This is a genomic window from Hyphomonas sp. GM-8P, from assembly GCF_003263315.1.
Lineage (GTDB): Bacteria > Pseudomonadota > Alphaproteobacteria > Caulobacterales > Hyphomonadaceae > Hyphomonas.
Window position 1 is genome coordinate 124,212 of sequence record NZ_AWFE01000116.1, and the last position, 22,126, is coordinate 146,337.

At 62.6% G+C, this 22,126-nt stretch carries 26 protein-coding genes; 14 read left to right on the top strand and 12 right to left on the bottom strand.

The genetic code is table 11. From position 1 onward, the window contains the following. Positions 1–116: 116 nt before the first annotated feature. Complete coding sequence (locus HY26_RS16945) at positions 117–1,097, bottom strand: NAD(P)H-quinone oxidoreductase (protein ID WP_175354424.1); 981 nt, start codon at positions 1,095–1,097, stop codon at positions 117–119. A 77-nt stretch (positions 1,098–1,174) separates the two neighbouring features. Here HY26_RS16945 and HY26_RS16950 point away from each other — a divergent pair, with 77 nt between their 5' ends. Together HY26_RS16950 and HY26_RS16955 are read left to right on the top strand one after the other, a co-directional pair. Then, positions 1,175–1,363, top strand: a complete 189-nt coding sequence (locus HY26_RS16950) for a DUF1192 domain-containing protein (protein WP_034766963.1) — start codon at positions 1,175–1,177, stop codon at positions 1,361–1,363. Positions 1,364–1,425: 62 nt separating this feature from the next. After that, on the top strand, positions 1,426–1,974 hold the full coding sequence (locus tag HY26_RS16955; RefSeq protein ID WP_199288563.1) for a DUF1465 family protein: 549 nt from the start codon (positions 1,426–1,428) through the stop codon (positions 1,972–1,974). 10 nt (positions 1,975–1,984) lie between these two features. Here the strand turns inward: HY26_RS16955 and HY26_RS16960 are convergent, their stop codons facing one another. Next, complete coding sequence (locus HY26_RS16960; protein ID WP_112074184.1) at positions 1,985–3,037, bottom strand: acyltransferase family protein; 1,053 nt, start codon at positions 3,035–3,037, stop codon at positions 1,985–1,987. Positions 3,038–3,135: 98 nt separating this feature from the next. After that, entirely contained in the window at positions 3,136–3,735 is a 600-nt protein-coding gene (locus HY26_RS16965) for a TetR/AcrR family transcriptional regulator (protein ID WP_034766967.1), read from the bottom strand. Positions 3,736–3,904: 169 nt separating this feature from the next. Here HY26_RS16965 and HY26_RS16970 point away from each other — a divergent pair, with 169 nt between their 5' ends. Next, positions 3,905–4,528 carry a carbonic anhydrase gene (locus HY26_RS16970; protein WP_112074185.1) on the top strand — a complete coding sequence of 208 codons (624 nt, stop codon included), beginning with the start codon at positions 3,905–3,907 and terminating at the stop codon, positions 4,526–4,528. Here HY26_RS16970 and HY26_RS16975 read toward each other — a convergent pair. The 5 genes from HY26_RS16975 to HY26_RS16995 all read right to left on the bottom strand — a co-directional run bounded on the left by HY26_RS16975 (position 4,525) and on the right by HY26_RS16995 (position 7,706). Beyond that, positions 4,525–5,154: a LysE family translocator gene (locus tag HY26_RS16975; RefSeq protein WP_034766973.1), complete on the bottom strand. Its 630-nt coding sequence runs from the start codon at positions 5,152–5,154 to the stop codon at positions 4,525–4,527. The two genes, HY26_RS16970 and HY26_RS16975, sit on opposite strands and share 4 nt — an antisense overlap. A gap of 25 nt (positions 5,155–5,179) precedes the next feature. Beyond that, positions 5,180–5,710: an inorganic diphosphatase gene (gene ppa, locus HY26_RS16980; protein ID WP_034766975.1), complete on the bottom strand. Its 531-nt coding sequence runs from the start codon at positions 5,708–5,710 to the stop codon at positions 5,180–5,182. 97 nt (positions 5,711–5,807) lie between these two features. Next, positions 5,808–6,110, bottom strand: coding sequence for a putative quinol monooxygenase (locus HY26_RS16985; protein WP_112074186.1), 303 nt, complete (start codon positions 6,108–6,110; stop codon positions 5,808–5,810). Between the two features lie 13 nt (positions 6,111–6,123). Then, complete coding sequence (locus tag HY26_RS16990) at positions 6,124–6,738, bottom strand: TIGR02466 family protein (RefSeq protein WP_034766979.1); 615 nt, start codon at positions 6,736–6,738, stop codon at positions 6,124–6,126. Positions 6,739–6,803: 65 nt separating this feature from the next. Continuing rightward, entirely contained in the window at positions 6,804–7,706 is a 903-nt protein-coding gene (locus HY26_RS16995; protein WP_112074187.1) for a class I SAM-dependent methyltransferase, read from the bottom strand. A 201-nt stretch (positions 7,707–7,907) separates the two neighbouring features. Between HY26_RS16995 and HY26_RS17000 the strand changes: the two genes are divergently transcribed. Continuing rightward, the gene (locus HY26_RS17000; RefSeq protein ID WP_112074188.1) at positions 7,908–8,384 is read left to right on the top strand and encodes an Hsp20 family protein; all 477 of its coding nucleotides are present in this window, start codon (positions 7,908–7,910) and stop codon (positions 8,382–8,384) included. Between the two features lie 76 nt (positions 8,385–8,460). Here HY26_RS17000 and HY26_RS17005 read toward each other — a convergent pair whose 3' ends face one another. Further along, positions 8,461–9,486 (bottom strand): glutathione S-transferase family protein, encoded by a 1,026-nt coding sequence (locus HY26_RS17005; protein WP_051600052.1) that lies wholly within the window; start codon positions 9,484–9,486, stop codon positions 8,461–8,463. 133 nt (positions 9,487–9,619) lie between these two features. Between HY26_RS17005 and HY26_RS17010 the strand changes: the two genes are divergently transcribed. Further along, entirely contained in the window at positions 9,620–10,669 is a 1,050-nt protein-coding gene (locus HY26_RS17010) for a glycosyltransferase (RefSeq protein WP_112074189.1), read from the top strand. Here HY26_RS17010 and HY26_RS17015 read toward each other — a convergent pair. The 3 genes from HY26_RS17015 to HY26_RS17025 form a co-directional block, all read right to left on the bottom strand. Continuing rightward, a complete protein-coding gene (locus tag HY26_RS17015; RefSeq protein ID WP_233348785.1) occupies positions 10,666–11,109 on the bottom strand; it encodes a bifunctional diaminohydroxyphosphoribosylaminopyrimidine deaminase/5-amino-6-(5-phosphoribosylamino)uracil reductase RibD in 444 nt (147 codons plus the stop codon). The two genes, HY26_RS17010 and HY26_RS17015, sit on opposite strands and share 4 nt — an antisense overlap. After that, on the bottom strand, positions 11,106–11,819 hold the full coding sequence (gene gpmA, locus HY26_RS17020; RefSeq protein ID WP_112074190.1) for a 2,3-diphosphoglycerate-dependent phosphoglycerate mutase: 714 nt from the start codon (positions 11,817–11,819) through the stop codon (positions 11,106–11,108). The genes HY26_RS17015 and gpmA overlap by 4 nt, the downstream gene beginning before the upstream one ends. A 70-nt stretch (positions 11,820–11,889) precedes the next feature. Further along, a complete protein-coding gene (locus HY26_RS17025; protein WP_112074191.1) occupies positions 11,890–13,032 on the bottom strand; it encodes an AGE family epimerase/isomerase in 1,143 nt (380 codons plus the stop codon). A 142-nt stretch (positions 13,033–13,174) separates the two neighbouring features. Between HY26_RS17025 and HY26_RS17030 the strand changes: the two genes are divergently transcribed. The 9 genes from HY26_RS17030 to HY26_RS17070 form a co-directional block, all read left to right on the top strand. Further along, positions 13,175–13,768 (top strand): hypothetical protein, encoded by a 594-nt coding sequence (locus tag HY26_RS17030; protein ID WP_034766991.1) that lies wholly within the window; start codon positions 13,175–13,177, stop codon positions 13,766–13,768. Positions 13,769–13,866: 98 nt separating this feature from the next. After that, positions 13,867–15,960, top strand: coding sequence for a prolyl oligopeptidase family protein (locus HY26_RS17035; protein ID WP_233351672.1), 2,094 nt, complete (start codon positions 13,867–13,869; stop codon positions 15,958–15,960). Positions 15,961–16,059: 99 nt separating this feature from the next. Next, the gene (locus HY26_RS17040; protein ID WP_051600054.1) at positions 16,060–16,650 is read left to right on the top strand and encodes a GNAT family N-acetyltransferase; all 591 of its coding nucleotides are present in this window, start codon (positions 16,060–16,062) and stop codon (positions 16,648–16,650) included. 201 nt (positions 16,651–16,851) lie between these two features. Continuing rightward, the gene (ffh, locus tag HY26_RS17045; RefSeq protein WP_112074192.1) at positions 16,852–18,309 is read left to right on the top strand and encodes a signal recognition particle protein; all 1,458 of its coding nucleotides are present in this window, start codon (positions 16,852–16,854) and stop codon (positions 18,307–18,309) included. Beyond that, positions 18,306–18,617 (top strand): chorismate mutase, encoded by a 312-nt coding sequence (locus HY26_RS17050; RefSeq protein ID WP_034766994.1) that lies wholly within the window; start codon positions 18,306–18,308, stop codon positions 18,615–18,617. The genes ffh and HY26_RS17050 overlap by 4 nt, the downstream gene beginning before the upstream one ends. Positions 18,618–18,654: 37 nt before the next feature. After that, positions 18,655–19,098 (top strand): 30S ribosomal protein S16, encoded by a 444-nt coding sequence (gene rpsP, locus HY26_RS19460; RefSeq protein WP_034766995.1) that lies wholly within the window; start codon positions 18,655–18,657, stop codon positions 19,096–19,098. Between the two features lie 184 nt (positions 19,099–19,282). After that, positions 19,283–19,996: a beta/gamma crystallin-related protein gene (locus tag HY26_RS17060; protein WP_112074193.1), complete on the top strand. Its 714-nt coding sequence runs from the start codon at positions 19,283–19,285 to the stop codon at positions 19,994–19,996. Positions 19,997–20,048: 52 nt separating this feature from the next. Then, positions 20,049–20,600 carry a ribosome maturation factor RimM gene (gene rimM, locus HY26_RS17065; RefSeq protein ID WP_112074194.1) on the top strand — a complete coding sequence of 184 codons (552 nt, stop codon included), beginning with the start codon at positions 20,049–20,051 and terminating at the stop codon, positions 20,598–20,600. Positions 20,601–20,670: 70 nt separating this feature from the next. Beyond that, the coding region (locus HY26_RS17070) for a beta/gamma crystallin-related protein (protein ID WP_146740267.1) at positions 20,671–22,126 on the top strand (1,456 nt) is incomplete at its 3' end.

Here is a 22,126-nt window from a genome sequence, read left to right on the forward strand (position 1 = left end):
GCACGTCGTGCCGGGCGGTTGAGGTCAGGCGCGTGCTGAACCTTGCCCGTTTCTATAGTACAGCTGCCCTGTATTGGAAAGGCATCAGCCACAGGGGTCTGTAAATTTGGCCTTTTTTACCAGGACAGCAGGATTTTCCCGGAATGGGTGCCGGAGGCCATCAGCTGGTGGGCCTGTTCGGCGTCTGCGGCGGGGAAGACTTTCTGCAGTACCGGAATGATCGCACCGCTGGCTATGTGCGGCCAGAAATCGGCTTCGACCGCGTCGCGGATACGCTTTTTCTCCGGCAGAGGCCGGGCCCGCAGTGTCGTGGCCGCCAGCGTCAGGCGCTTCATCAGGACCGGGGCGAAATTGACGTTCGCCTGGAAGCCGTTCTGGTAAGCGATGTTGATGATCCGCCCGTCCGGATTGGCCGCGGATATGTTCTTCTGGATGTAATCGCCGCCGACCATGTCGAGCGTGACGTCGGATCCGCCTTCGGCTTTGACGATCTCGGCGAAATCCTCGGTCTTGTAGTTGATCGCGCGGGTCGCGCCGAGGCTGGTGGCCAACTGGCATTTCTCGTCCGTCCCGGCCGTGGCGAAGATCTTCGCGGCGCCTGCCGCCTTTGCCATCTGGATGGCCATCACGCCGATGCCGGATGTGCCGCCATGGCATAGAAAATTCTCCCCGGCCTTCAGGCCGACACGGTCGAACACATTGGCCCAGACCGTCATCATCGCTTCCGGCAGGCATGCGGCCTGGTCGAGGCTCATGCCCTCCGGCACCGGGAAGAGGGAGCCCTCATCGACGGCGACATATTCGGCATAGCCGCCGCCAGCCAGAAGACCGCAGACCTTGTCGCCCGCTTTCCAGCGCGTAACACCGCTGCCGACAGCTTCGACCGTGCCGGAGATTTCCAGGCCGAGGATGGTCGAGGCACCAGGCGGCGGGGGATAGGCGCCGGCTCTCTGGACGAGATCCGCGCGGTTCAGGCCGGAAAAGGCCGTCTTTACCAGAACCTCGTTTTCGCCCGGTTCCGGCTTTGGCAGGTCCGCGAGGTAAAGCGGCCCGTCCTTTTCGATTTCGACGGCTTTCATCGTCTCGCCCATGTGCATGACTCCCGTGTTGAGGAGTCGCATGTAAGGGCAGTTTCTGCTTTGATGAACCCCAAGAGACCGATCGGGAGGCGATGATGGCAATTTCGGATGAAGAGCCAATCCTCGTGAACACACCGCAGACGCTGGAGCAGATGTCTGTGGACGAGCTGGAAGCGCGCATTGTGCAGTTGAAAGACGGCATTGCCGCCTGCGAACGGGAAATCGAGAAGAAACGCGCCCAGAAATCAGCAGCCGATGCGTTGTTTGGTGGCGGCGGGGATTAAGCGGACATAAACGTCGCCATGGTAAAGCACGTGTTGGTGTCCAGAGCGTCAGGGACAGATTTATGGCAGCGGAACAGTCGCAGGACGAAGGCATGAGCATGTCGGACGGGTTCACCGGCGGCAAGCTGTTCGATACCGTCTTCACGCGCGGTATGGCGCTGGTCGAGGAAACCGCCACCTATCTGGACGGGCCGGGCCGCGAACATGCCAAGACGCTGGATCGTGAGCCGGGACTGACTTATGCCGCCTGGAGCATGGAGCTGACGACGCGCCTGATGCAGGCGGCGAGCTGGCTGGTCATGCAGAAGGCTGTGCGCGACGGCGAGATGAAACGAGACGACGCTGCTGCCAAGAAATACCGCATACGGAGAGAGGATCCACCGCTCGACGTGAAGGCGCAGGAGGGCAGGGGCCTGCCGGTGCGCTTCCTGGAACTGGTGGACCGGTCAGAGGCATTGTTCGAACAGATCTGCCGTCTTGATGAAGCACTTTATGGTGCGCAGGCCAAGGCGAGCGGGGCAAACCCGGTGTCGGAGCAGATCGCGCAGCTCCAGAAGGCGGCCGAAACCGGCGCCTTCGATCCGCTCATGGTGTGGAACCGCGGGCGCTAGGCGCCAATTGTCAAGCATCTGGCTGCGTCGGTGAAACCAGCAAGGTGCCGCGCTGCGAGGTCTGAGAGCGCTTCAGCCTGAAAATCCGGGGGCGGACATATAGCATCCGCAGCGGCGTCTCCATCGCCAGACGATGCATGCCGAGCGCGATCATCAGCGCGGCGGCGGCAACCGCGAGGCTGGCCGCCCCGGCATCCGCGAAGATGCCGCTTGCCTGCACCAGAGTCACCACCGCCTGAAGCGGAATGAAGAAGCCGAGATAGATGGCCATGGACTGGCGGCCCGCATCGCCGATAAAGTGTGCGGCGGGCAGCGTTGAAAGAAGAACGCCCATACCGATCAGGGCAAAGCTGCCGGCAAAGCCAAGGATCAGCGAGACGATCGGCAGGCCGGCAATCCCCATGGCGACAAAGGCTGTGTGCACACCAGCCCAGATGCCGAGGGCCCAGCCAATGTCCCGCCAGCGCGTGGTCGCGCTCTGCGCAAAGGAAAAGACCAGCGATGCCCCGGCATAGCCAGTGTAGAAGAAGATGTAATTACTGGCAAAATGATCGGCCACGGACCAGCCGGTCTGGAACAGGCCCGCTGCGGCCAGCATCTGCAACAAGGCCCCTGCGGCGAGCACGCGCGGGGCTTTCAGCCGCCGGATGGTACGCGTGACGAGATAGAAGAGAGCAAGCTGCTGCAGGAACCAGAGCGGGCTGTGCGGCGCGATCCAGCCGGAAAGGTAGATGCGCGCAAGTTCCGCCGGGCCGCGGGTGAAGGCGCCCGCGTTCAGGATCACCGTCTCAATGGCTAGCCAAAGGGTGAAGAAATAGACGAGGCGCAGCAGCTTGCGGTCAAAATAGGCCGGGGCCGATCCGAAAAGGGAGCGGTGCAGGAACAGGCCCGCAATCAGGAAAAAAGCCGGAACGACGAACGGATCTGCCCATGCCGCAACACCCAGCATCCAGTTGGATCCCCCTTCGGGCGCGCCAAAACCGAGCGCGGCGACCGACATCACCACGAGGATGATACCAAGGCCTTTTACGTGATCGATCCAAGCAATCCGTCCGGCGTGCATGGGGGGCTCCTCCCTGTTTGGGGAAACCCGCTGCAAGATTCGTGCAGGAAGGGATTAAGCCTGTCCGGAAGGGAGGCGATTCAGCCGGTTTTGACGTGTCAGATCGTCGAATAGACGCGCAGGGCGTATCGGGCCTGCTGCACGCTGTAGCCCTCTTTCACCGGGGCGCGGAGCACACAGATCCGGTGCCAGAGCGGCCCGAGGAGCTGTTCGATCACTTCATCCAGGTCGAAATCGCGCCGGATCACACGTTTTGCCGCCAGTTCGGCAAGGACCATTCGCATCGGCTGGCGGATGTCGCGGCTCATCCAGGCGCGCCAGGCCTCGCCGGCATGCTGGTCGTCCGCCGCCGCCATCAGCGCGCCGCGCAGCACTGCATGGCCATTTCCGGTACGGGCCGCCGCTTCTAGCGGGACAATCAGCGTGGCGATACGTTCCTGCGGATCGCGTCCGCCATCGGGGCTGTCCGGAACCAGCGCCAGCGCCGCATCCACGCACATGGCGCCGATGGACGGCCACCAGCGATAGATCGTCTGCTTCGAGGCGCTTGCCCGCTTGGCCACGGCATCCACGCTGAAAGTCCGCCAGCCGCTTTCGGCCAGTTCGGCACGGGTGGCTTCAAGGATGGCGGCGCGGGACTCCTCGCTGCGCGAAGGGCCTTTGCGGGAAGTCTTCTTCACGCTGGCGTCTGTCGACATTCGAATGGTCTCCCTTGCGGAACTAGGCGGCACTTGCGGCGTTACTGCGGGGGCCTCGTTCCTGAAACTAGGCCAAACACGTAAACAATGTCCGATTCACATTGGCGACTTCTGCAGTATGCAATAGAGGAGCGCCGGCAGGAACAGGCTTGGAAACTGGATTGAGATCATGAAATCGATTGAAGAGCTAATTGAAGGCTACAGACGCTTCCGCGGCGGAGTCTATTCTGAACAAGCGGCCCTCTATCGCGAACTGGGCGAGGGCCAGAGCCCGGCCATCATGCTGATCGCCTGCGCGGACAGCCGCGCGGAGCCTTCTGACATCTTTTCTGCGGCGCCCGGCCAGCTGTTTGTTGTGCGAAACGTCGCCAATCTCGTGCCGCCCTACATGCCGGACGGAAAGCTGCACGGCGTCAGCTCGGCGCTCGAATATGCGGTGAACGTGTTGAAGGTACAACACATCGTAGTGATGGGGCATGGCGGCTGCGGCGGTGTGCAGGCGTCACTTGCCGGTGGAGACAACCCGCTGATCGGCGAATTCGTGACCCCGTGGGTCTCGCTGCTCGATGAGGCGCGCCACCGGGTGCTCGAATCCGGGTCGATCAATCCGCAATTCTCGCTGGAACTAGAAGGGATCGAAACCTCCCTCAAGAATCTGATGAGCTTCCCCTTCGTGGAAAAAGCCGTCAGCGCAGGCGAGCTGGAACTGCACGGCGCCTGGTTTGCGATCAAACATGGCGAATTGCACTGGCGGAATACGAAAACCGGCCGGTTCGAGGTGGTCGACCGCTAAGTGTGCGGCGTAAACGTCGAAACTGAAGCAAAAATGGCTGATGCCAGCATGGCGAGCGCCGCCCCGCGATTGAACCAGCGGGTAAAGGCGGGCGATTCGAAATGGTGGTTCATGCCGTCCGCCAACCAGGCATAGAGCGTCAGACCGGTCATTTCACACACGGTGATCGTGGCCATCATGATCAGCGTCTGCGGTACGACCGGGTGGGTCATGTCGAAATAGGACGGCAAGAGCAGGCCGAAAAAGACCAGCGCGTTGGGGTTCAGCACCTGCAGGCCGACGCCGCGGGCGAACAGCTTTCCGCGCGGCGGGGCGTCCTTCGCGCTGGCATGGGGGCTCGACGGGTCCGCCATGGCCAGAGACCAGGCGAGCCAGGCGATAAAGCAGATCCCGGCGATCTTCAGCCCGTTGAGCAATACCGGGAATTGCGCCGCAAAGGCTGCGATGCCGCCGGCGGCCAGCGAAATCCAGATCAGGTTTGCAGCGGCAACGCCGAGGGCCGGGATGAGCGCCGTCGGCGCGCGATAGCGCAGCGAGGTGCTCATCACCAGCATGACAGCCGGGCCGGGGGTCAGGCCGCCTGCAATGAACAGGGCAACCAGGGCAATCCAGACCGAAAGGTCCATTCAGGCCCCCGTCAGGGTTAGAGGATCAGCTCTCGGTGCCGCGCTTTACGGCGGCATCGATCAGCTCACGGGCCTTCTCGATGCCATACCAGCCCTCGATCCGGGTCCATTTGCCCTGTTCGAGATCTTTGTAGTGCGTGAAGAAGTGAGCGATCTTGTCACAAAGCGTCTGCGGCAGATCGTGATAGGTCGCGATCTTGTCGTAGTAGGCCGTCAGCTTCGGGTGCGGCACGGCGAGGATCTTCTCATCCGGGCCCTTGTCGTCCGTCATCATGAGAACGCCGACCGGGCGGGCGCGCACGACGGAGCCCGGCACCAGCGGGCGGTTGCCAACGACCATGACATCGATCGGGTCGCCATCGAGGCTCATCGTATGCGGGACGAAGCCGTAATTACAGGGATAGCGCATCTCGGTGTAGAGATAGCGGTCGACGAACATGGCGCCGGAATCCTTGTCGATCTCGTATTTGATCGGGTCGCCGCCGAGGGGCACTTCGATCAGAACGTTGAGGTCATCCGGCGGGTTCTGGCCCGCGCTGATCTTTGAAAGGTCCATTGTCTGCGCTCGCTTAGGGAGGAAGTGAGAGTTCGCGTGGCGATGGCCTTTTGAGACCTGAACGTCAAGGGCGGCGTTGCCGCAGACGACTAATGTCTTAGCCCTCTGCCTTTACTTCTTCCGCCTTGAAGATCCGCATGGGCGTTCCACCAGCAGACAGGCGGCGGGCGGCTTTGACGAAATTGCGGCTCTCTTTCAGCGCGAAATGGGCTTTCAGCGCACCCATGTCGCGCCAGTATTCTACGAAGACCAGACGGGCAGGATCATCGCAATCGGCGTGAACATTGTGGGCGATGCAGCCGTCTTCGGCGCGCGAGCGGGCGCAGTGTTCAAGGCACAAGGCAAGGAGCTCTGTCGCTGTCTCGGGCTGGGTGCGGACACTGCCGGTGACGATGATCATGGGCGGAACTTCCTCAGTTTCGGATCAGGGCATAGTTGAAGCTGATCGACACACGCGGCTCTTCGGCCCGGTTCGGCATGACTTCATGGCGCAGCCAGGATTCCCAGAAAAGCGCGTGGCCTTCCTTGGGTTCCAGATAGACGAAACGGCGCGCGGTTTCCGGCGCGTCGTCTGCTGGCTGAGGCGCGCCCATCATGAAGGTGAGGCGCGGGTCTTCCATCTTCAGCGTGCCGGCGCCGTCGGGCACGGCGACATAATAGGTGCCGGAAATGACGCTGCCCGGATGGATATGGCCGGAATGGCTGCCGCCTTCGCCGAGAATGTTCACCCAGAGCGCATCCAGTTCCAGATGGAAGCCGTTCATGTCCCAGTGCAGCTCACGGGCAAATTCTCCAGCCTTCTGGTCGAGCAGGTCTTTCAGTGCAGCGAACTCTGGGAAGCGTTCTGGCAGGTCATCCAGCGACGCGTAGGACGTGTAGCCGTCATAACCCTGTTCGTCGCACCAGTCGTTGCCGGCTGTGTCCTCGTCTTCCAGCAGCCAGCAGACGGCTTCGAGTTCGGTGCGCAGTGCTTCTGTGCCGAGGGCTGCCTCTTTCACGAAGGTGGGGAACAGGGTCTTGAGTGTCATGTCGGAACCAAAAAGAAAGACCCCGCCGGACTGGCCGGCGGGGCAGGGGTAATTCTGGAGACGGACTACTCCGCCGGCTTGATGAATTTCAGCGTCATGCGGTCGCTTTCGCCGATGGCCTTGTAGGCTTCCGGGTCCCAGCCTTCGGGGGCTTCTTCGCCTTCGTCCGGCTGGTTGCTGACCGGCGGAAGCGTCCAGACACCGTAAGGATGGTCTGCGGTGTCAGCCGGGTTTGCGTTGATCTCGGAGGATCCGTCGAACTGGAAACCGGCATTGGCCGCTAGCGTGCGCACATAGTCTTCGTGGACATAGCCGCTCGGGGCTTTCGGGTCCTGCACGGCCGTTGACGGCAGGCGGTGCTCGACCACGCCGAGAATGCCGCCGGGCTTGAGGGCCGCATAGGCGTCGTTGAAGAATTTCTGTTCGTAGCCGCCAGCCATCCAGTTATGGATGTTGCGGAAGGTGAGCACGACGTCCGCGGTGCCGGGCTCGGTCAACGGGCCGCTGTTTGCCGAGAAGCCGGAATAGGTGATCGTGCCGAACTTCGGGTCGGTATAGTTCGATTTGAAGTTTTCATTGTTCGTCTCGATCCGGGCAACACGCTCGGCGTCATCAATACCTTCAGGCGAGAACAGGACAGCGACCAGCTTGCCGCCGCCGGAGGCCAGGTAGGGTGCGAGGATGTTGGTGTACCAACCGCCGCCCGGCCAGATTTCCACGACGGTGTCATCGGCTTCCACGCCCAGGAATTCCAGCGTTTCCTTCGGATGGCGCCACACGTCGCGGGCTTTTTCCTCGGGCGAGCGCACATCGCTGGCGATGGCGGCTTCCAGCGCGCTTTCAGGCGTGGGCGTCTCTGCGGCTGCGGTATCGAGTTCGGCAACGGCTTCCGGGCTGTCTGCCGGAGCAGGGGAGCAGCCGGCGAGCAGCGCCAGGGAAAGGAGGGTAGTGGATACGGCGGTTTTCATCTGTGTTTCTCCGTCGATGGGACCTCTTGAACCGCCCTTTTAGGCACCCACATGTACCTTTGTCACGGTGCTGCGACGCGGGCCGTGGCCGGGTTTCGTGCCGGTGCCATCATTCGGGCCGGGTGTTTGCGAAGTCCGAACCCCAGACGGAACCCCCCGATCAGGGTGTTCCCAGTTGCTTTGAGACAGAGGACTGAACACATGTCGAATATAGATCTGACCCCCCTTTACCGCACCATGGTAGGCTTTGACCGCATGGCAAACATGATCGATCAGGCCGCGCGCTTGGATGGTTCGCAGGGCTATCCCCCTTATAATATCGAGCGAGTCGACGAAAACGCCTTCGCCATCGAGATTGCCGTTGCCGGTTTTACGCAGGACGATCTCGAGATCGAGGCGAAGGAAGGCCTGCTGACCGTTGCCGGCAAGAAAACCGAAACCGAAGACGCCAGCGGCAGGGACTATCTGCACCGCGGCATTGCCCAGCGCAGCTTCATCCGCCGCTTCCAGCTAGCCGATCACATTCTCGTGACCGGCGCTCAACTGGACCATGGCGTCCTGAAAATTGATCTCGTCCGTGAACTTCCGGAAGAGAAAAAGCCTCGCAAGATCGAGATCGGAACCTCCGAAGCACCGGAGCCGAAACTGATCGGTAAGAAAAAGGCTGACGCAGCCTAAGTCCGGTCCTGTCCGATTGAGACACGATTCGGCGCGCTCCTGACCGGGGCGCGCCGTTATCTTTTAAACTGAACCATCAGGCGCCGGCGTTGGCCACTTTCTCCGCATGGCGGAATACCTGAAGGCAATTGGCGGCGCTGAGGAAATCTTCCAGCGCGAGCGATTCCTTCAGTGTGCGGCTGACATGACGGTCGACCGCATTGAAGGCTTCGGCAGCGTGCTTCTGGGCCGATTGCACAAAGGTGCCGGCCTCGAGGTCAACGGAGACCTTGTCTTCGCCTGCGCGCACGGCGTCGGCGTTCGCCTTCGTCCAAGGCAGATAGGTCTTGCTGACTTCTTCCGCGAACAGCGGTGTAAGCGTCGGCTGAAGTGCGGCTATGTCCGCAAACGGACCACCGGCTTTCGGGTCATCCATGTTTTCGCACCAGGCCGTGATGAACGGTGCGCGATCCTTCAGCCATTCTGCCGGGGTCGGGTCCAGCAGCATTTGCTGGAACTGGGCGGCGAGGCTGAAATCGGCAAAGGCCGGACGGCCCCCGAAAATGAAAAGATGCTGCTTCAGGTGCGCATTCAGCAATTCCGCAAAGCGGCGCCAGGACGCATCCAGCACCGGCTGGTTCTCAATCGAAGCACCGACCAGCGGCAGGCGGTCGGCCATGCGCTCGGCAATCTGGACCGACGGCTTCTTCCAGGCACGCGGGCGCTTGCCGCCCGACAACTGCACCAAGGCGCGCAGGCCCGCCTGGTCGCGGTCCGGCTTGTTGCCCCAGCGCTGCTGGAACATGCACTTGTTCAGCCACTCGTCGCCATAGTCTTCGAGGATCAGCGACAGGGCTGCAAGGGCGGGATCCTCAGGCGTGGCCGACGGCTCCGGCTGCGCCGCTTCGAGCGCCAACAGCATGCGGGTCGATTCCTGGCTCACCCGACGATCAGGTGCGACCAGTAGCGGCACGGTCGCGATACGCGCCAGTGCGCGGAAATCGGTTTCCGTGTCGCGGGACCGGGTGATCCATTCGAACTCGACTCCCTTGTACCGCAGAAAGGCACGCACTTTCAGTGAGTAGGGTGAGGTTTCGGCGCCGAAGAGGCGATAGGCTGACATGGCTTTGGTTCCTGTCTCGGCTCGGCCCCTGCTTAGGCATTTCAGCCCCCACTGCCAACCAGTGTTTGCCGCCGCGCCTGTAAATGGCTATGCGCGTCACCAGATATCCTGACCTGACATGAAGGAGAGGCCGATGCGCGTGATGCACGTGATGGCCGGTGCCCCGGAGGGGGGCGCGGAAAATATCATGCTGGAATCGGTTCTGGCTCTGGCCGAAGCCGGTCTTACCCAACACGTCGTGACGCGGCCGGACAATCAGTTCCGCGTACAAAAATTCCGTGAGGCCGGAATCGGCGTCGATGTGGCGCCGTTCAACAATGCTTGGCCGTTTCCCACGCGCCGTGTGCTGGGTGAGGCGATCAAGACATTCAAACCGGATGTTATCGAATACTGGATGGGCCGCGCGGGGCAGTTTGCACCGAAGGAATACCGCAACCGTTCGATCGGCTGGTATGGCGGCTATTACAAGCTTGCCCGCTTCGTGAATTGCGAATGGCATGTCGGTCTGACGATCGACCTGTTGCGGCATATCCGCGAACAGGGGGTCAGCGAGGACCGGTCCGGCATCATCCACACCTATGCAGACTTTGAGGGTGCCGACCCGGTTGACCGGGCAAGCCTCGACACGCCCGAAGATGCGCCGGTCGCCCTGGCGCTTGCCCGCCTGCACGAGAAGAAAGGCCTCGACACGTTGCTCGACGCCACCGCCAAAGTGCCGGGCCTCTATGTCTGGATCGCGGGGGAGGGCCCGCTGGAGGCAGAACTGCGCGCGCATTGCAAGCGGCTGAACCTTGACGATCGCGTCCGCTTCCTCGGCTGGCGGAACGATCGCGGTGCGCTGCTCGCGGCTTGCGACGTGGTGGCCTTTCCGTCGCGCTACGAACCGTTCGGAACCGTCACGGTGGATGCCTGGGCGGCGTCACGCCCGCTGGTCGCCGCCGATGCCGTCGGACCTGCGGCCTATGTGAAGGACGGCGAGAACGGCGTTCTGATTCCCAAGAACGATGTCGGTGCGCTGGCGAATGCGCTCAGCAAAGTGATCACGGACGAGGAGTTCGCCGCGAAGATCGTCGCTGGCGGACGCGCCTCCTACGAAGCGCAGTTCAACAAGGCGGCTTTCCAGCGGGACTCGAAGGCCTTCTATCAGAAGATCATCGATTTTGCAGGGCCGTTCCCGGGCTAACCGACACTCGCAAAAAAAGCGCGGTAGAGGCCTTCGGCTGCGTGGCGGCCGGGGCCGACATCCACCTGAATGCCTGCCCGGCGCAGGCGCAGGATGCCCCCATTGGCGACCGGGTGCGGGTCCAGCACAGAACAGACCACACGGGCTACGCCCGCCTCTTCGAGTTTCACAGAGCAGGACTTGCCGCCTGCCGAGCGTTCGCGGCAGGGTTCCAGCGTGACATAGGCGGTACCGCCGCGCGCGGCTTCTCCGGCCTCTTCCAGCGCAATCTCTTCCGCATGGGGCCGGCCGCCCCGTCCGGTCACGCCGTCCCCGACAATGTGACCATGGGAATCGAGGATTACGCAGCCGACGGACGGGTTCACGCCGGTCAGGCCCTGATTGAGACGGGCGAGCGCAAGCGCCCGCCCCATCATGCGCTGGTCGCGCCGTTTGCTCACGGCAGGTCCGGCAGCGCCTGGGCGCGGTCTGCATCGAGATAGCGCACGGCGACCGGCTTCAGACTATCGTCCAGATCGATCAGCAGCGGATTGCCCGTCGGGATCTCGACGGACGTGATCTTGTCGTCGGGCACGTTGAACAGGTGCTTCACGAGCGCGCGCAGGGAGTTGCCGTGTGCAGCGATGACGACGTCCTTGCCGGACTTCAGCACAGGGGCAATTTCAGCGTCCCAATAAGGAAGCACGCGGTCCAGCGTCAGTTTCAGGCTTTCCGTATCCGGAATGTCGATGCCCTTGTAGCGCGGATCGGTGGAAAGGTCCCAGGTGGAGCCCTTTTCCAGCGGCGGCGGCGGCACGTCATATGAACGGCGCCAGACATGAACCTGTTCGTCGCCATGCTTTGCGGCGGTCTCCGACTTGTCGAGGCCGGTCAGGCCGCCATAGTGGCGCTCATTCAGCTGCCAGGCTTTTTCCACCGGCACCCAGGCGCGTCCCATCTCCGTCAGCGCCAGCCAAAGCGTGCGGATGGCGCGGGTCTGGTAGCTGGTGAAGGCGGCGCGGAAATCAGCGTCGACGCCTTTCAGCAACTGGCCGGCCTTCTTGGCTTCGCCTTCGCCTTTTTCGGTCAGGTCGGCATCCCACCAGCCGGTGAAACGGTTTTCGAGGTTCCAGGCGGATTGTCCGTGGCGGACGAGAGCTAGCTTCGGCATCGCGATCAGTGGTCCTTTTATAGTCCTGAATGTCTGTCTGGCGGCCTTTTCGGCGCAAAACGCTGCCGATTCAAGCGTCCATGATCCGCATCAGCTCCACCATGGCCAGCACGACATGATAGCCTGTCGAGGCTGGCATCATGTGGGCGACAGGTTTGCCGGTGGCGTCGTACCTGTCGATCCAGCCGCCTTCCGGGGTCAGGTGTTCGTCCATCAGCACATCGAAACTGCGGCAGGCAGCAGCGGCAAAGCTTTCCTCGCCAGTCGCTTCGAACATGGCGAGATGGGCCTTCAGGGCTTCGGTCTGTGGCCAGGTACGGCGCGACCCGTCGGCGACCGCGCCTTCGCGGGTCACCTCCAGCAGGGCCCTGCCTTCTTCGTCCAGCGTAGAGCATGCAAAGACGTAAAGGGTCTCCGCCCGGGGAGGGATCGGCGTACCGCTGGCCTTCGCGAAAGCATGCAGCAGCCAGACCCATTCGAACTGATGGCCGGGCTCGACAATCTCTGCATCGCGTCCGGTCGGCTGGGTCCAGCCCGGGGCGAAATGCTCGCCCAGCAGGTCTCCCGGTCCGGCGGTCAGGAACCGGTCGAACAGGCTGATGATCTCGCCCGCGCGGGTCAGGTGACCGCCTTCCGGATTCGCCCGGTGCAGGGCGAGGCAGGCTTCCAGGAAATGCATGTGGGGATTCTGATGACGATTCTGGTCTATGCCGGGAATGTGCTCGAAATACCCGCCATCAGGGGCGCGCAGTTTTGCATCGACCGTTTTGAGAATGGCCGCCGCGCCCGCCAGAGCCTCTTCCGCCCCGTCGAGGGCGATGGCGGATTCAGCCAGAGCATAAAGGACAAAGGCGATGTCGTAGAGGTCGACCCTATCGTCGGCCAGACCCGAACCATCCGCATTCAGAACGCATCCGGGGAGCCCGTCGCTGCGCAGGGCCGGGCCTGCCAGTGTAGACAGGCCCATACCGATATGGTCGGCGGCGGTGTCCGGTTTCCAGCCCATCCGCAGGGCTTCGGTGAAGACATAAGTCTGACGCCCCTGAACACGGACGCGGGTCGTTTTCTGGTCTCCGGCCTGGTGGTCGAGCGTCAGCGATTCGCGGAACAGGCCGTGCTCGCCGACACCGCGTTCAGACCAGAGGGGAAAACAGGCGTCCATCAGCCAGTGACGGGCTTCCCGCGCCCGGCGCTTCAAGGCTGACTTTGACATATGGCGCAAACCCCGTAGCAGATGCGTCGGCGAATGCCGCTCGCCAGAACCGACGAGCACCTGCTAACAGGAGCAGGCCCAGTTGACCAGCGGCGACCGGCGGTTGCAGCGTTACGAACGCACCAGAGTGAGAAAGGCCCCGATGAAGGACAGGATATTCTTTCCTCTCGCCCTGCTTGTTGCGGCCGGAATGGTGGGCATCGCCATCATGCCGGGCGTCGGCCGCCTGCCGTCCGGCGCAGTGACCGGGGATGGCCAGAACTACAACGAAATCACCGTTTCCGGGGCCTATCTGAACAAGGTCGTCGCCGGCGGGGATGCCACCACCCGGCTGATTGACGGGCCGAAAGGACGCAAACAACTTTATATCGAGGTGGACGCGGATACGCTCGAGAGAGCGCCCGAACTTGGGCCCCACTTCCGGCTGGCGGCGGACATGGAAGTGCAGTTCTCCGGCTTTACGGTCCGGTGCACCGTGCGGGCCCGCCCGGCGGATACGCGGGGCGCCCTTCAGATGGAGGCAAATTATTCCGCCGGCCGGGTCGGTGATTCGGGCTGGCAGGTGTTCGACCTGCAACGCGAGTTCCAGGATTACAGCTTTGAATATGATGTGCCGGTCATTGAGGGCGAGCAGGGGGTCGATTATCTCGGCATCCGCCCGGTCGTGCCGGACAAGTCCCGGGCGCTGATCGTTGAATCGGTGAAATTCGAACGCCTTGGCCGCTGGGCCGAATAGTTGGCGGATCCCGCGGGTTGCTCAATCGCAGCATTTCCATTTGTCTGGTCGCACTGGCGATCGCCACATGTGCAGTGACACAATTTCCGGAGAGCAAATTGGCCGATACAGAATCCCTGAAACCTGCTGGGTCTCTCCCGGGCGAGGATCCGTACCCCTGGCTCGAAGAAGTTGAAGGGGACGACGCGCTCGCCTGGGTTCGCGCGCAGAATGCGCGGACGCTGGCCGAGCTTCAGGCGGACCCCCGTTATTCCGATTTTGAGGCGGCGGCGCTGGATGCACTGAATTCCAAGGAGCGCATTGCCTATGGCGTGGTGCGCTCCGGCTATGTCTACAATTTCTGGCAAGACGACACCAATGTGCGCGGCCTTTGGCGCCGGGCATCCATCGCGTCTTACCGCACCGATGAACCGGATTGGGAAACCGTGGTCGATTTCGACCAGCTGGCGGAATCGGAAGGCAAGAACTGGGTCTACAAGGGCGCGAACTGTTTCGAGCCGAAAGGCACAGGGACCTATAAGTGCATGGTCTCGTTGTCGGATGGCGGCAAGGATGCCGTGATCCAGCGCGAATTCGATCTGGCGACCAGGACTTTCGTGAAAGATGGCTTCGTCACACCGGAAGCCAAACAGGGCCTCGCCTGGGCCGGGCCGGATACGGTGCTGATCTCAACCGACTGGGGCGAAGGCACGGTGACGGAGTCGGGCTACCCCTTCGTCGTCAAACGCTGGGCGCGCGGCACATCCCTGGAAAGCGCTGAGGAAGTCTTCCGCGGCAAAGTGACGGATGTCGGCGTCTGGCCGATGACGCTGGAACTGGATGACGGCAGGGTGCTTCAGGGCGCTGTGGAGGCGGAAACCTTCTTCACGTCGAGCTATTGGTGGTTCCCGGAAGGGGAGACCACGGCGGTCCGGTGGCCGATTCCAATGAAATCGTCTCCGGAAGGCATTTACCGGGGCCAGTTCCTCGTCTCCCTGCAGGAAGACTGGGCACCGGAACGCCAGTCAGATGCGTTCAGGTCCGGCGATCTTGTTGCCTTTGATGTGGCCGCGTTCATGGAGACCCGGGCGCTGCCGGCAGTCTCCCTCGTTTACCGGCCTTCCGAAGCGCAGGCGCTGGAAGGTGTTGCCATCGCCAGGGACGCCATGCTGCTGTCTGTCAGCGACACGGCTGTCGGCAAGGTGATGCGGGCTGAACCCGGCAGCGATGGCTGGCGGACCTGGAGCGTAGCGCTGCCGGGCGAAGGCCAGGCCAGCATCGCCTTTGCCAATCCGCACGAAAAGACCGTCTTCCTGAACTATGAAGACTTCCTGACCCCGGACTCGCTGCTCGAATACGATACCGCGAGCGATGCGGCGGCCCTGCTGAAAAGTGTGCCGGCCAAGTTCGATGCGGCAGGCCTGAAGGTGGAGCAGCATTTCGCGACTTCCAAGGATGGAACGAAGGTGCCGTATTTCCTCGTCGCGCGGAAAGACATCCCGATGGACGGGACCACGCCGACGCTGCTCTATGCCTATGGCGGTTTCCAGGTGTCGATGAACCCGGCCTACAGCCCCGTGACGGGCAGGCTCTGGCTGGAGCAGGGCGGGGCCTATGTATTGGCGAACATCCGTGGCGGCGGCGAGTTCGGCCCGGCCTGGCACCAGGCCGGCCTGAAGCAGAACCGCCAGCGCATCTATGACGACTTCATCGCCGTGGGCGAGGATCTCATTGCCTCCGGCGTGACCAGCGCGGATCATCTCGGCATCATGGGCGGCTCCAATGGCGGCCTGCTGATGGGCGTGATGCTGAACCAGCGGCCGGATCTCTGGAATGCCGTTGTGGTGCAGGTCCCGCTGCTCGACATGCTGCGCTACCATCTCCTGCTGGCAGGGGCGTCCTGGGTCGATGAATACGGGTCTCCGGAAGTGCCGGAAGAGCGGGCCTTCCTCGAGACGATCTCGCCCTACCAGAATTTCGACGCGTCAAAGCCCTATCCCGAGCCATTCTTTGTGACGTCCACGAAGGATGACCGGGTGCACCCCGGCCATGCGCGCAAGATGGCGAAGAAGTTCGAGGCGGCAGGCCTGCCATTCCTCTATTACGAGAACATCGATGGCGGACATGCCGCGGCGGCCAACCAGACCGAGCGCGCCAAGCGGACGGCTCTGGAATTCACCTATCTCAGCCAGAAGCTGGCCGACACGAACTGAGTCCGGATTCCAGGTCGGCTTAAATCACATTTGGATGAAGTGCCGGGTTTTTCTATTCCGGAGCCTTGCCAAAATGCCCAAGCGTGAGACTGTCAGGGCATGAAACTGGACGATCCGGGCTTTGAGAACGAGCTGGTCAGCCTGAAAGTGCTGACGGAAGCAGACCGGGACGTTCTGATGAACACGTCTGCGGTCGAAGCCATGTGGCAATGGATGCCGGTGATCGCGACCGGCACCAATTTCCATTCCTATTTCGATCATACGCTGGAGCTGAAAAAGTCCGGTGACTACATCCCGTTCACGATCTGGCGGAAGTCGGACGGCGCCTTTGCCGGTGTGGTCGCCTATGCAGATATATCCCGCACGCACCGGCGGTTGCGGATTGCTTCTCTCTGGATCGTCGACGAGATGCGCGGCACCGCAATCGTCCCGGCGGTTCAACTTGCCACCATCCAGCGTGCGTATGCCTCGCGTATGCGGCGGATCGAGATCCTGACGCCGGAAAGCAATGAGCGCTCCATCCGTTCCATCGAACGGTTCGGGGCCAAGCGCGAAGGCACGCTGCGCAGCTATTTCCGCATGGCCAACGGAACATGGGCCGATATGGCCGTCCTGTCGCTGGTCGGGGATGAGGCGAAAGCGGCAATCGCCCTGCTGCAGGACCGGGTGCGGGAGTTGCAACAGGCTTAAAAGCTTGACGCCGCTGGCATTCGCGTGCTTTAGCCGCGCCAAATCTGCGCAAATCCAGAAGCGCGCCTTGACCGTTCCCGTGAGGACAGCGAGGCCCCCCGCCCGGCGAAGTGTCGCTCAGCGGGGCTCTTGGTCTTTGCGTTGAACCCATGGAGTGCCCATGTCAGGACAGTTCTGACAGACGGCATAAGGAGTAACGCGATGTTTGACGCCCTCAGCGAACGGCTCGGCGGCATTTTCGACAACCTGACGGGGCGCGGCGCGCTGTCCGAGAAGGATGTGTCCGAAGCGCTGCGCGAAATCCGTGTTGCGCTGCTGGAAGCAGACGTCGCGCTGCCCGTGGTCAAGGACTTCATCGCCAAGGTGAAGACCCGCGCCGTAGGCGAGGAAGTCATCCGCTCCGTGAAGCCGGGCCAGCAGGTTATCAAGATCGTCTATGACGGTCTGGTCGACATGTTGGGCGGCGAAGACGCCGATACCAGCCTGCGCGTCGACAGCCCGCCGGCCGTCGTCATGATGGCGGGCCTTCAGGGCTCCGGTAAAACCACCACGACCGGCAAGCTGGCCAAGCGCCTGTCGGAGAAGGGCCGCAAGAAAGTCCTGCTCGCTTCGCTCGATGTGCGCCGCCCGGCGGCCATGGAACAGCTGGCAATTCTGGCAGGCCAGTGTGGCGAGAATGTCAGCTCCCTGCCGATCGTGCAGGGCCAGCTGCCGGCGGACATCGCCCGGCGCGCCATGAATGCCGCGAAGATCGGCGGCTATGACGTTCTCTTCCTAGATACCGCCGGCCGGACCAGTATCGACGAACAGATGATGACCGAGGCGGCCGAGATCGCAGAGATCGCCCAGCCGCAGGAAACGTTGCTCGTCGCAGATGCCCTGACCGGCCAGGATGCGGTCGAAACCGCGCGGCGTTTCCATGAGCGCTTGCCGCTGACCGGCCTTGTCCTGACCCGGATGGATGGTGATGGCCGCGGCGGGGCCGCGCTCTCCATGCGTGCGGTCACCGGCCTGCCGATCAAGTTCCTCGGTGTCGGCGAAAAGCTCGACGGGCTCGACGCCTTCGATGCGAAACGCGTCGCGGGCCGCATCCTCGGGCAGGGGGATATCGTCTCGCTGGTCGAAAAAGCTGCCGAGCAGATGGACGCCGCAAAGGCCGAGCGGATGGCGGAGAAGATGCGCAAGGGCATCTTCGACCTCAACGATCTGGCTGATCAGCTGCGGCAGATGCAGCAGATGGGCGGTCTTGGCGGCCTGATGGGCATGCTGCCCGGCGCCCGCAAGGCCAAGCAGGCCATGGAAGCGGCAAACCTCGATGACAATGTCCTGAAACGTCAGGAGGCGATCATTTCCTCCATGACGAAAGCCGAGCGTGAAAAGCCTGCGCTGCTCAACGCCTCGCGCCGCAAGCGCATCGCCGCCGGCTCCGGCACCACGGTGCAGGACGTGAACAAGCTGCTAAAGATGCACCAGCAGATGGCGGGCATGATGAAGAAGATGCGCACCAAGGGCGGCATGAAGAACATGTTGAGCATGGCGCAGCAGGCCGGCATCTCGCAGGCTGATCTTGCAAAGATGGGCGGCCAGCAGCTGCCGGGCCTTGGCGGCGGATCGCTTCCGCCGGGCATGGGCGACCTGTTGGGGGGTAAAAAGAAATGACCGACATCGACACGACACTGGCCAAGTTCCAGCTGAGCCAGTTCCGCGACAGCATCGACAATCTCGATGCGATCCTCGTCCACACGCTGGCCGAGCGTTTCAAGTTGACCCAACAGGTTGGCAAGCTGAAAGCTCAGCATAATCTTCCGCCTGCGGACAAGACCCGCGAAGCAGAACAGATCGAACGGCTCCGCGCCATGGCGCAGGACTCCGGTCTCGATCCGGCCTTTGCCGAGAAATTCCTCAATTTCATCGTGGCGGAAGTGATCCGCCATCATGAGCACATCCGCGGCCTAGAGGCCGACTAGAACATTCCAGAGACGCCAGTACACAGGAGATAACCCCATGGCCCTCAAAATCCGGCTCGCTCGCGGCGGGTCCAAGAAACGCCCTTTCTACTCCGTCGTTGTTGCCGACGCTCGCGCCCCGCGTGACGGCCGCTTCATCGAGAAGATCGGCACCTATGATCCGCGCCTTCCGAAAGACTCGGAAAACCGCGTACAGATCGACGCCGAGAAAGCTGCTGAATGGGTCCGCAAGGGTGCCCAGCCGACCGAACGCGTCGCCCGGTTCCTGTCGCAGCTCGAAGTCGACGGCAAGCCGGTCGTGACCTGGACGCACGGCAACAACCCGAACAAGGGCGAGCCGGGCAAGAAAGCCCAGGAACGCATCAAGGAACGTGAAGAGAAAGCCGCTGCTGCGGCAGAAGCCGCTGCTGAAGCTGCTGCCGCTCCGGCCGAAGAAGCACCGGCTGAGGAAGCCCCGGCAGAAGAAGCCGCTTCCGAATAAGCTGCCCGCCAACAGGCAGGCGCCCTCTGACGGGCCATGGAAGGGCCGGCATCCGGGAAGGGTGCCGGCCTTTTCCGTATGCGGCCCGAAAACCGACCGAAAAGCTGAACACAGGATAACGGGGAATCCTGATCGGGTTCAGATCGCTTCACCTAAAAGCGGTCTGTCCGAAAAGGAGCCTGTTATGAAGAAGACGCTTGTTTCCGCGCTCGCCTTTGCGGCGGGTCTTGCTGCCCTGGCCTTGCCTGCGAGTGCCGATCATCGCGGTGACCGGGATACCTGGCGCGGCGGGGACTATCAGGGCCGCCAGGGCGGGGCCGTCCTGTATTCCAATGCCGGTTTCCGTGGAGAAGCCGTCCGGATTGACGGCGCGGTGCCCAGTCTTGGCCGTATCGGCTTCAACGACCGGGCCTCATCCATCGCGATCAATCGCGGCGTGTGGGAAGTCTGCGTGGACGCGAACTTCCGTGGCCGGTGTGAAATCATCGATGCCAGCAAAAGGCATCTGAATGCCTACCGCCTGAACGACACTATCTCCTCAATCCGCCCGGCCGGGTATGACCGGGGTGGACGTCATGACCGTTGGGACGACGGCGGGGATGGCCGGCGCGATGGCCGTCGGGGCGATTGGGGTGGCAGACAGGGTGTTGTCCTGTTCCCGGATTCCAATCAGCGCGGCTACGCGATGGAGATCAGCCGGGATGTCGCCGATCTCAGCCAGTACCGGTTCAACGACAAGGCCAGCTCCTTCTATGTCAGCGGCGGCACCTGGCAGGTGTGCGAACACGCGAACTATCGCGGCCGCTGTGCGATCCTGACGGCCGGTGCCGGCGACCTCGGCCCGATCCGGATGAACGACAATATCTCGTCCGTCCGCCGGTACAGCGGGTGGCGCTAAGGCGACGGTAGCTGCCGCTTGCCCTTGCCGCGCGCGCCGCTACACAGGCGGCATGAGCAAGACAGCAGACAACAGGCTGATCGTGGTGGGCGTCCTGAAAGGCGCCCATGGCGTTCGCGGCGATGTACGGGTGAGAAGCTTCACCGCCGATCCTGACGCCGTGTTCGATTTCGGCCCCCTGCTGGATGAGTCCGGCAAAGTGATCCTGACGCCGAAATCTGCCCGTCCGGGAAAGGAGCATTTCATCGTCCGCCCGAAAGAGCAGAAGCAGAAGGAAGCGTGGGACGCCATGCGCGGCACCCTGCTGTACGTGCCCCGCGCCAGCCTGCCGGAAGCGGACGAGGACGAATTCTATATCGAGGATCTCGTTGGTCTCGATGTCTATGCGGGCGGCAGCGATCGGGCCGGCCGCGTGCGCGCCGTTCAGGATTTCGGGGCAGGGGATCTGCTGGAGATAGACCTCACTGGCGGCGGCAGCGTGTTCGTGCCTTTTACCCTCGCGGATGTGCCGGTTGTGGACCTCGCCGCGCGCCGCGTCGTGGTGGCGACGCTGGACGAATGGATGGCTGAGCCGGAAGAGGAAGAACCCCCGCCCGGGGCCTGACACAGTTTGTTGCGGGTTGTTCAGACAGGATTTGCCATACTTTCTGCCAGACTGAGTGAAAGTATGGCCGATGATGACAAGGTTCCTCCGCCTCCTGGCAGTGCTCGCCGCGCCAATCGCAATGGCTGCGGGGGCACAGGCCCAGACAGAAACCTATGACTATGACCCCGCGATGGAAGAGGGACCGCCAACGCTGATCCTCTACAGCGGTGCCAATTATTCCGGTGAAGCCCGCGAAATATACGACCCGATCTACGCCTTGCCGAACCTGCAGTTCAACGACCGGGCCCGCTCCATCGCGGTGCTGTCTGGACAGTGGGAAGTCTGCCAGCACAGCGACTTTACCGGCCGCTGCGTCTTCCTGCGCTATGACGTTCCGGATCTTGCCTGGTATGGCATGGACGCAGAGATTTCATCGGTGCGTCCTGTATATGAATATACAGATGCCGAGCATGGCCTGATGTTCGTGCGCGATGAGAATGGCTACATCCGCTATGTCGATGACGAGCAGTATGGCTATGACACCTACAGCTATGGCTACGGCGCCTCGACCTCGATCCAGGTCTACCATTATGGTTATTCGCCCGATTACCGGCGCTATGGCTATTACGATCCGCGCCTTGGCTACGACCCGTACGGGTTTGGCTGGTATGGCTACTCCCAGCCTTATTATTCCTCGACCCATTACCGGCGGGAACGTCCGCCGCTGCGCGGGCACTATGGCGCGCGCGATGCGGCGGTCACGCTGTATACCGACTCCTATGACCGCGGCGCTTCGTTGGGCATCAATCGCGGCATCCGCGATCTCAGCCGGTACCGGTTCAATGACAATGTGTCGTCGATCCAGATCCGGTCCGGCAAATGGGAAGTGTGCGAGCACGCCAATTTCCAGGGCCGCTGCCAGATCGTCGATGCCTCGGTCGACAAGCTGAACGGCCTGCGCCTGAACGATAATATCTCCTCCATCCGCCCGGTCGGCAGCACCGGTCATGACCGTTGGGACCGCCATGAACGGGACGGCCGGGATGGACGCCGGGGCGACTGGACAGGTGGTGACCGCAGAGACAGAGGCGATAGGGATAGGGACCGCGCAAGACGCGATGCGCCGCAGGCGGGTGTGAGCGCCGGCACCTATGATTCCGCCGCCCGTACGCCGCCAAAGGCAGGCCGCCTGCCACCGGGAATCCGGAACATGCAATCTGAAGCCGCCGCTGCACAATCGGCCGCGCCTCCCCCGCGTGCAGTGACGTCCCAACCGGTCCGCCGGCCGGGTGAGCGCGTGGAAGAACGCCGGATTGAGCGGAGCCTGTCGGGTGGCCCGGCGGGGCGCAGCGGAACAGGCGTTCGCGCAACGCCTGCACCGAACCGCGCCCGGATCGAACAGCCGCGCATCAGCGCGCCTGAGCGTCGGGGAACGCCGCGCAGCCTGACACCAAAAGCCCCGGATGTGCGTGCTGCGCCAACGCGTGACACCCGCCCGCCGGGCATGCGCCGGATCGAGCCGCAAAGCCGTCCGGCAACCCCGG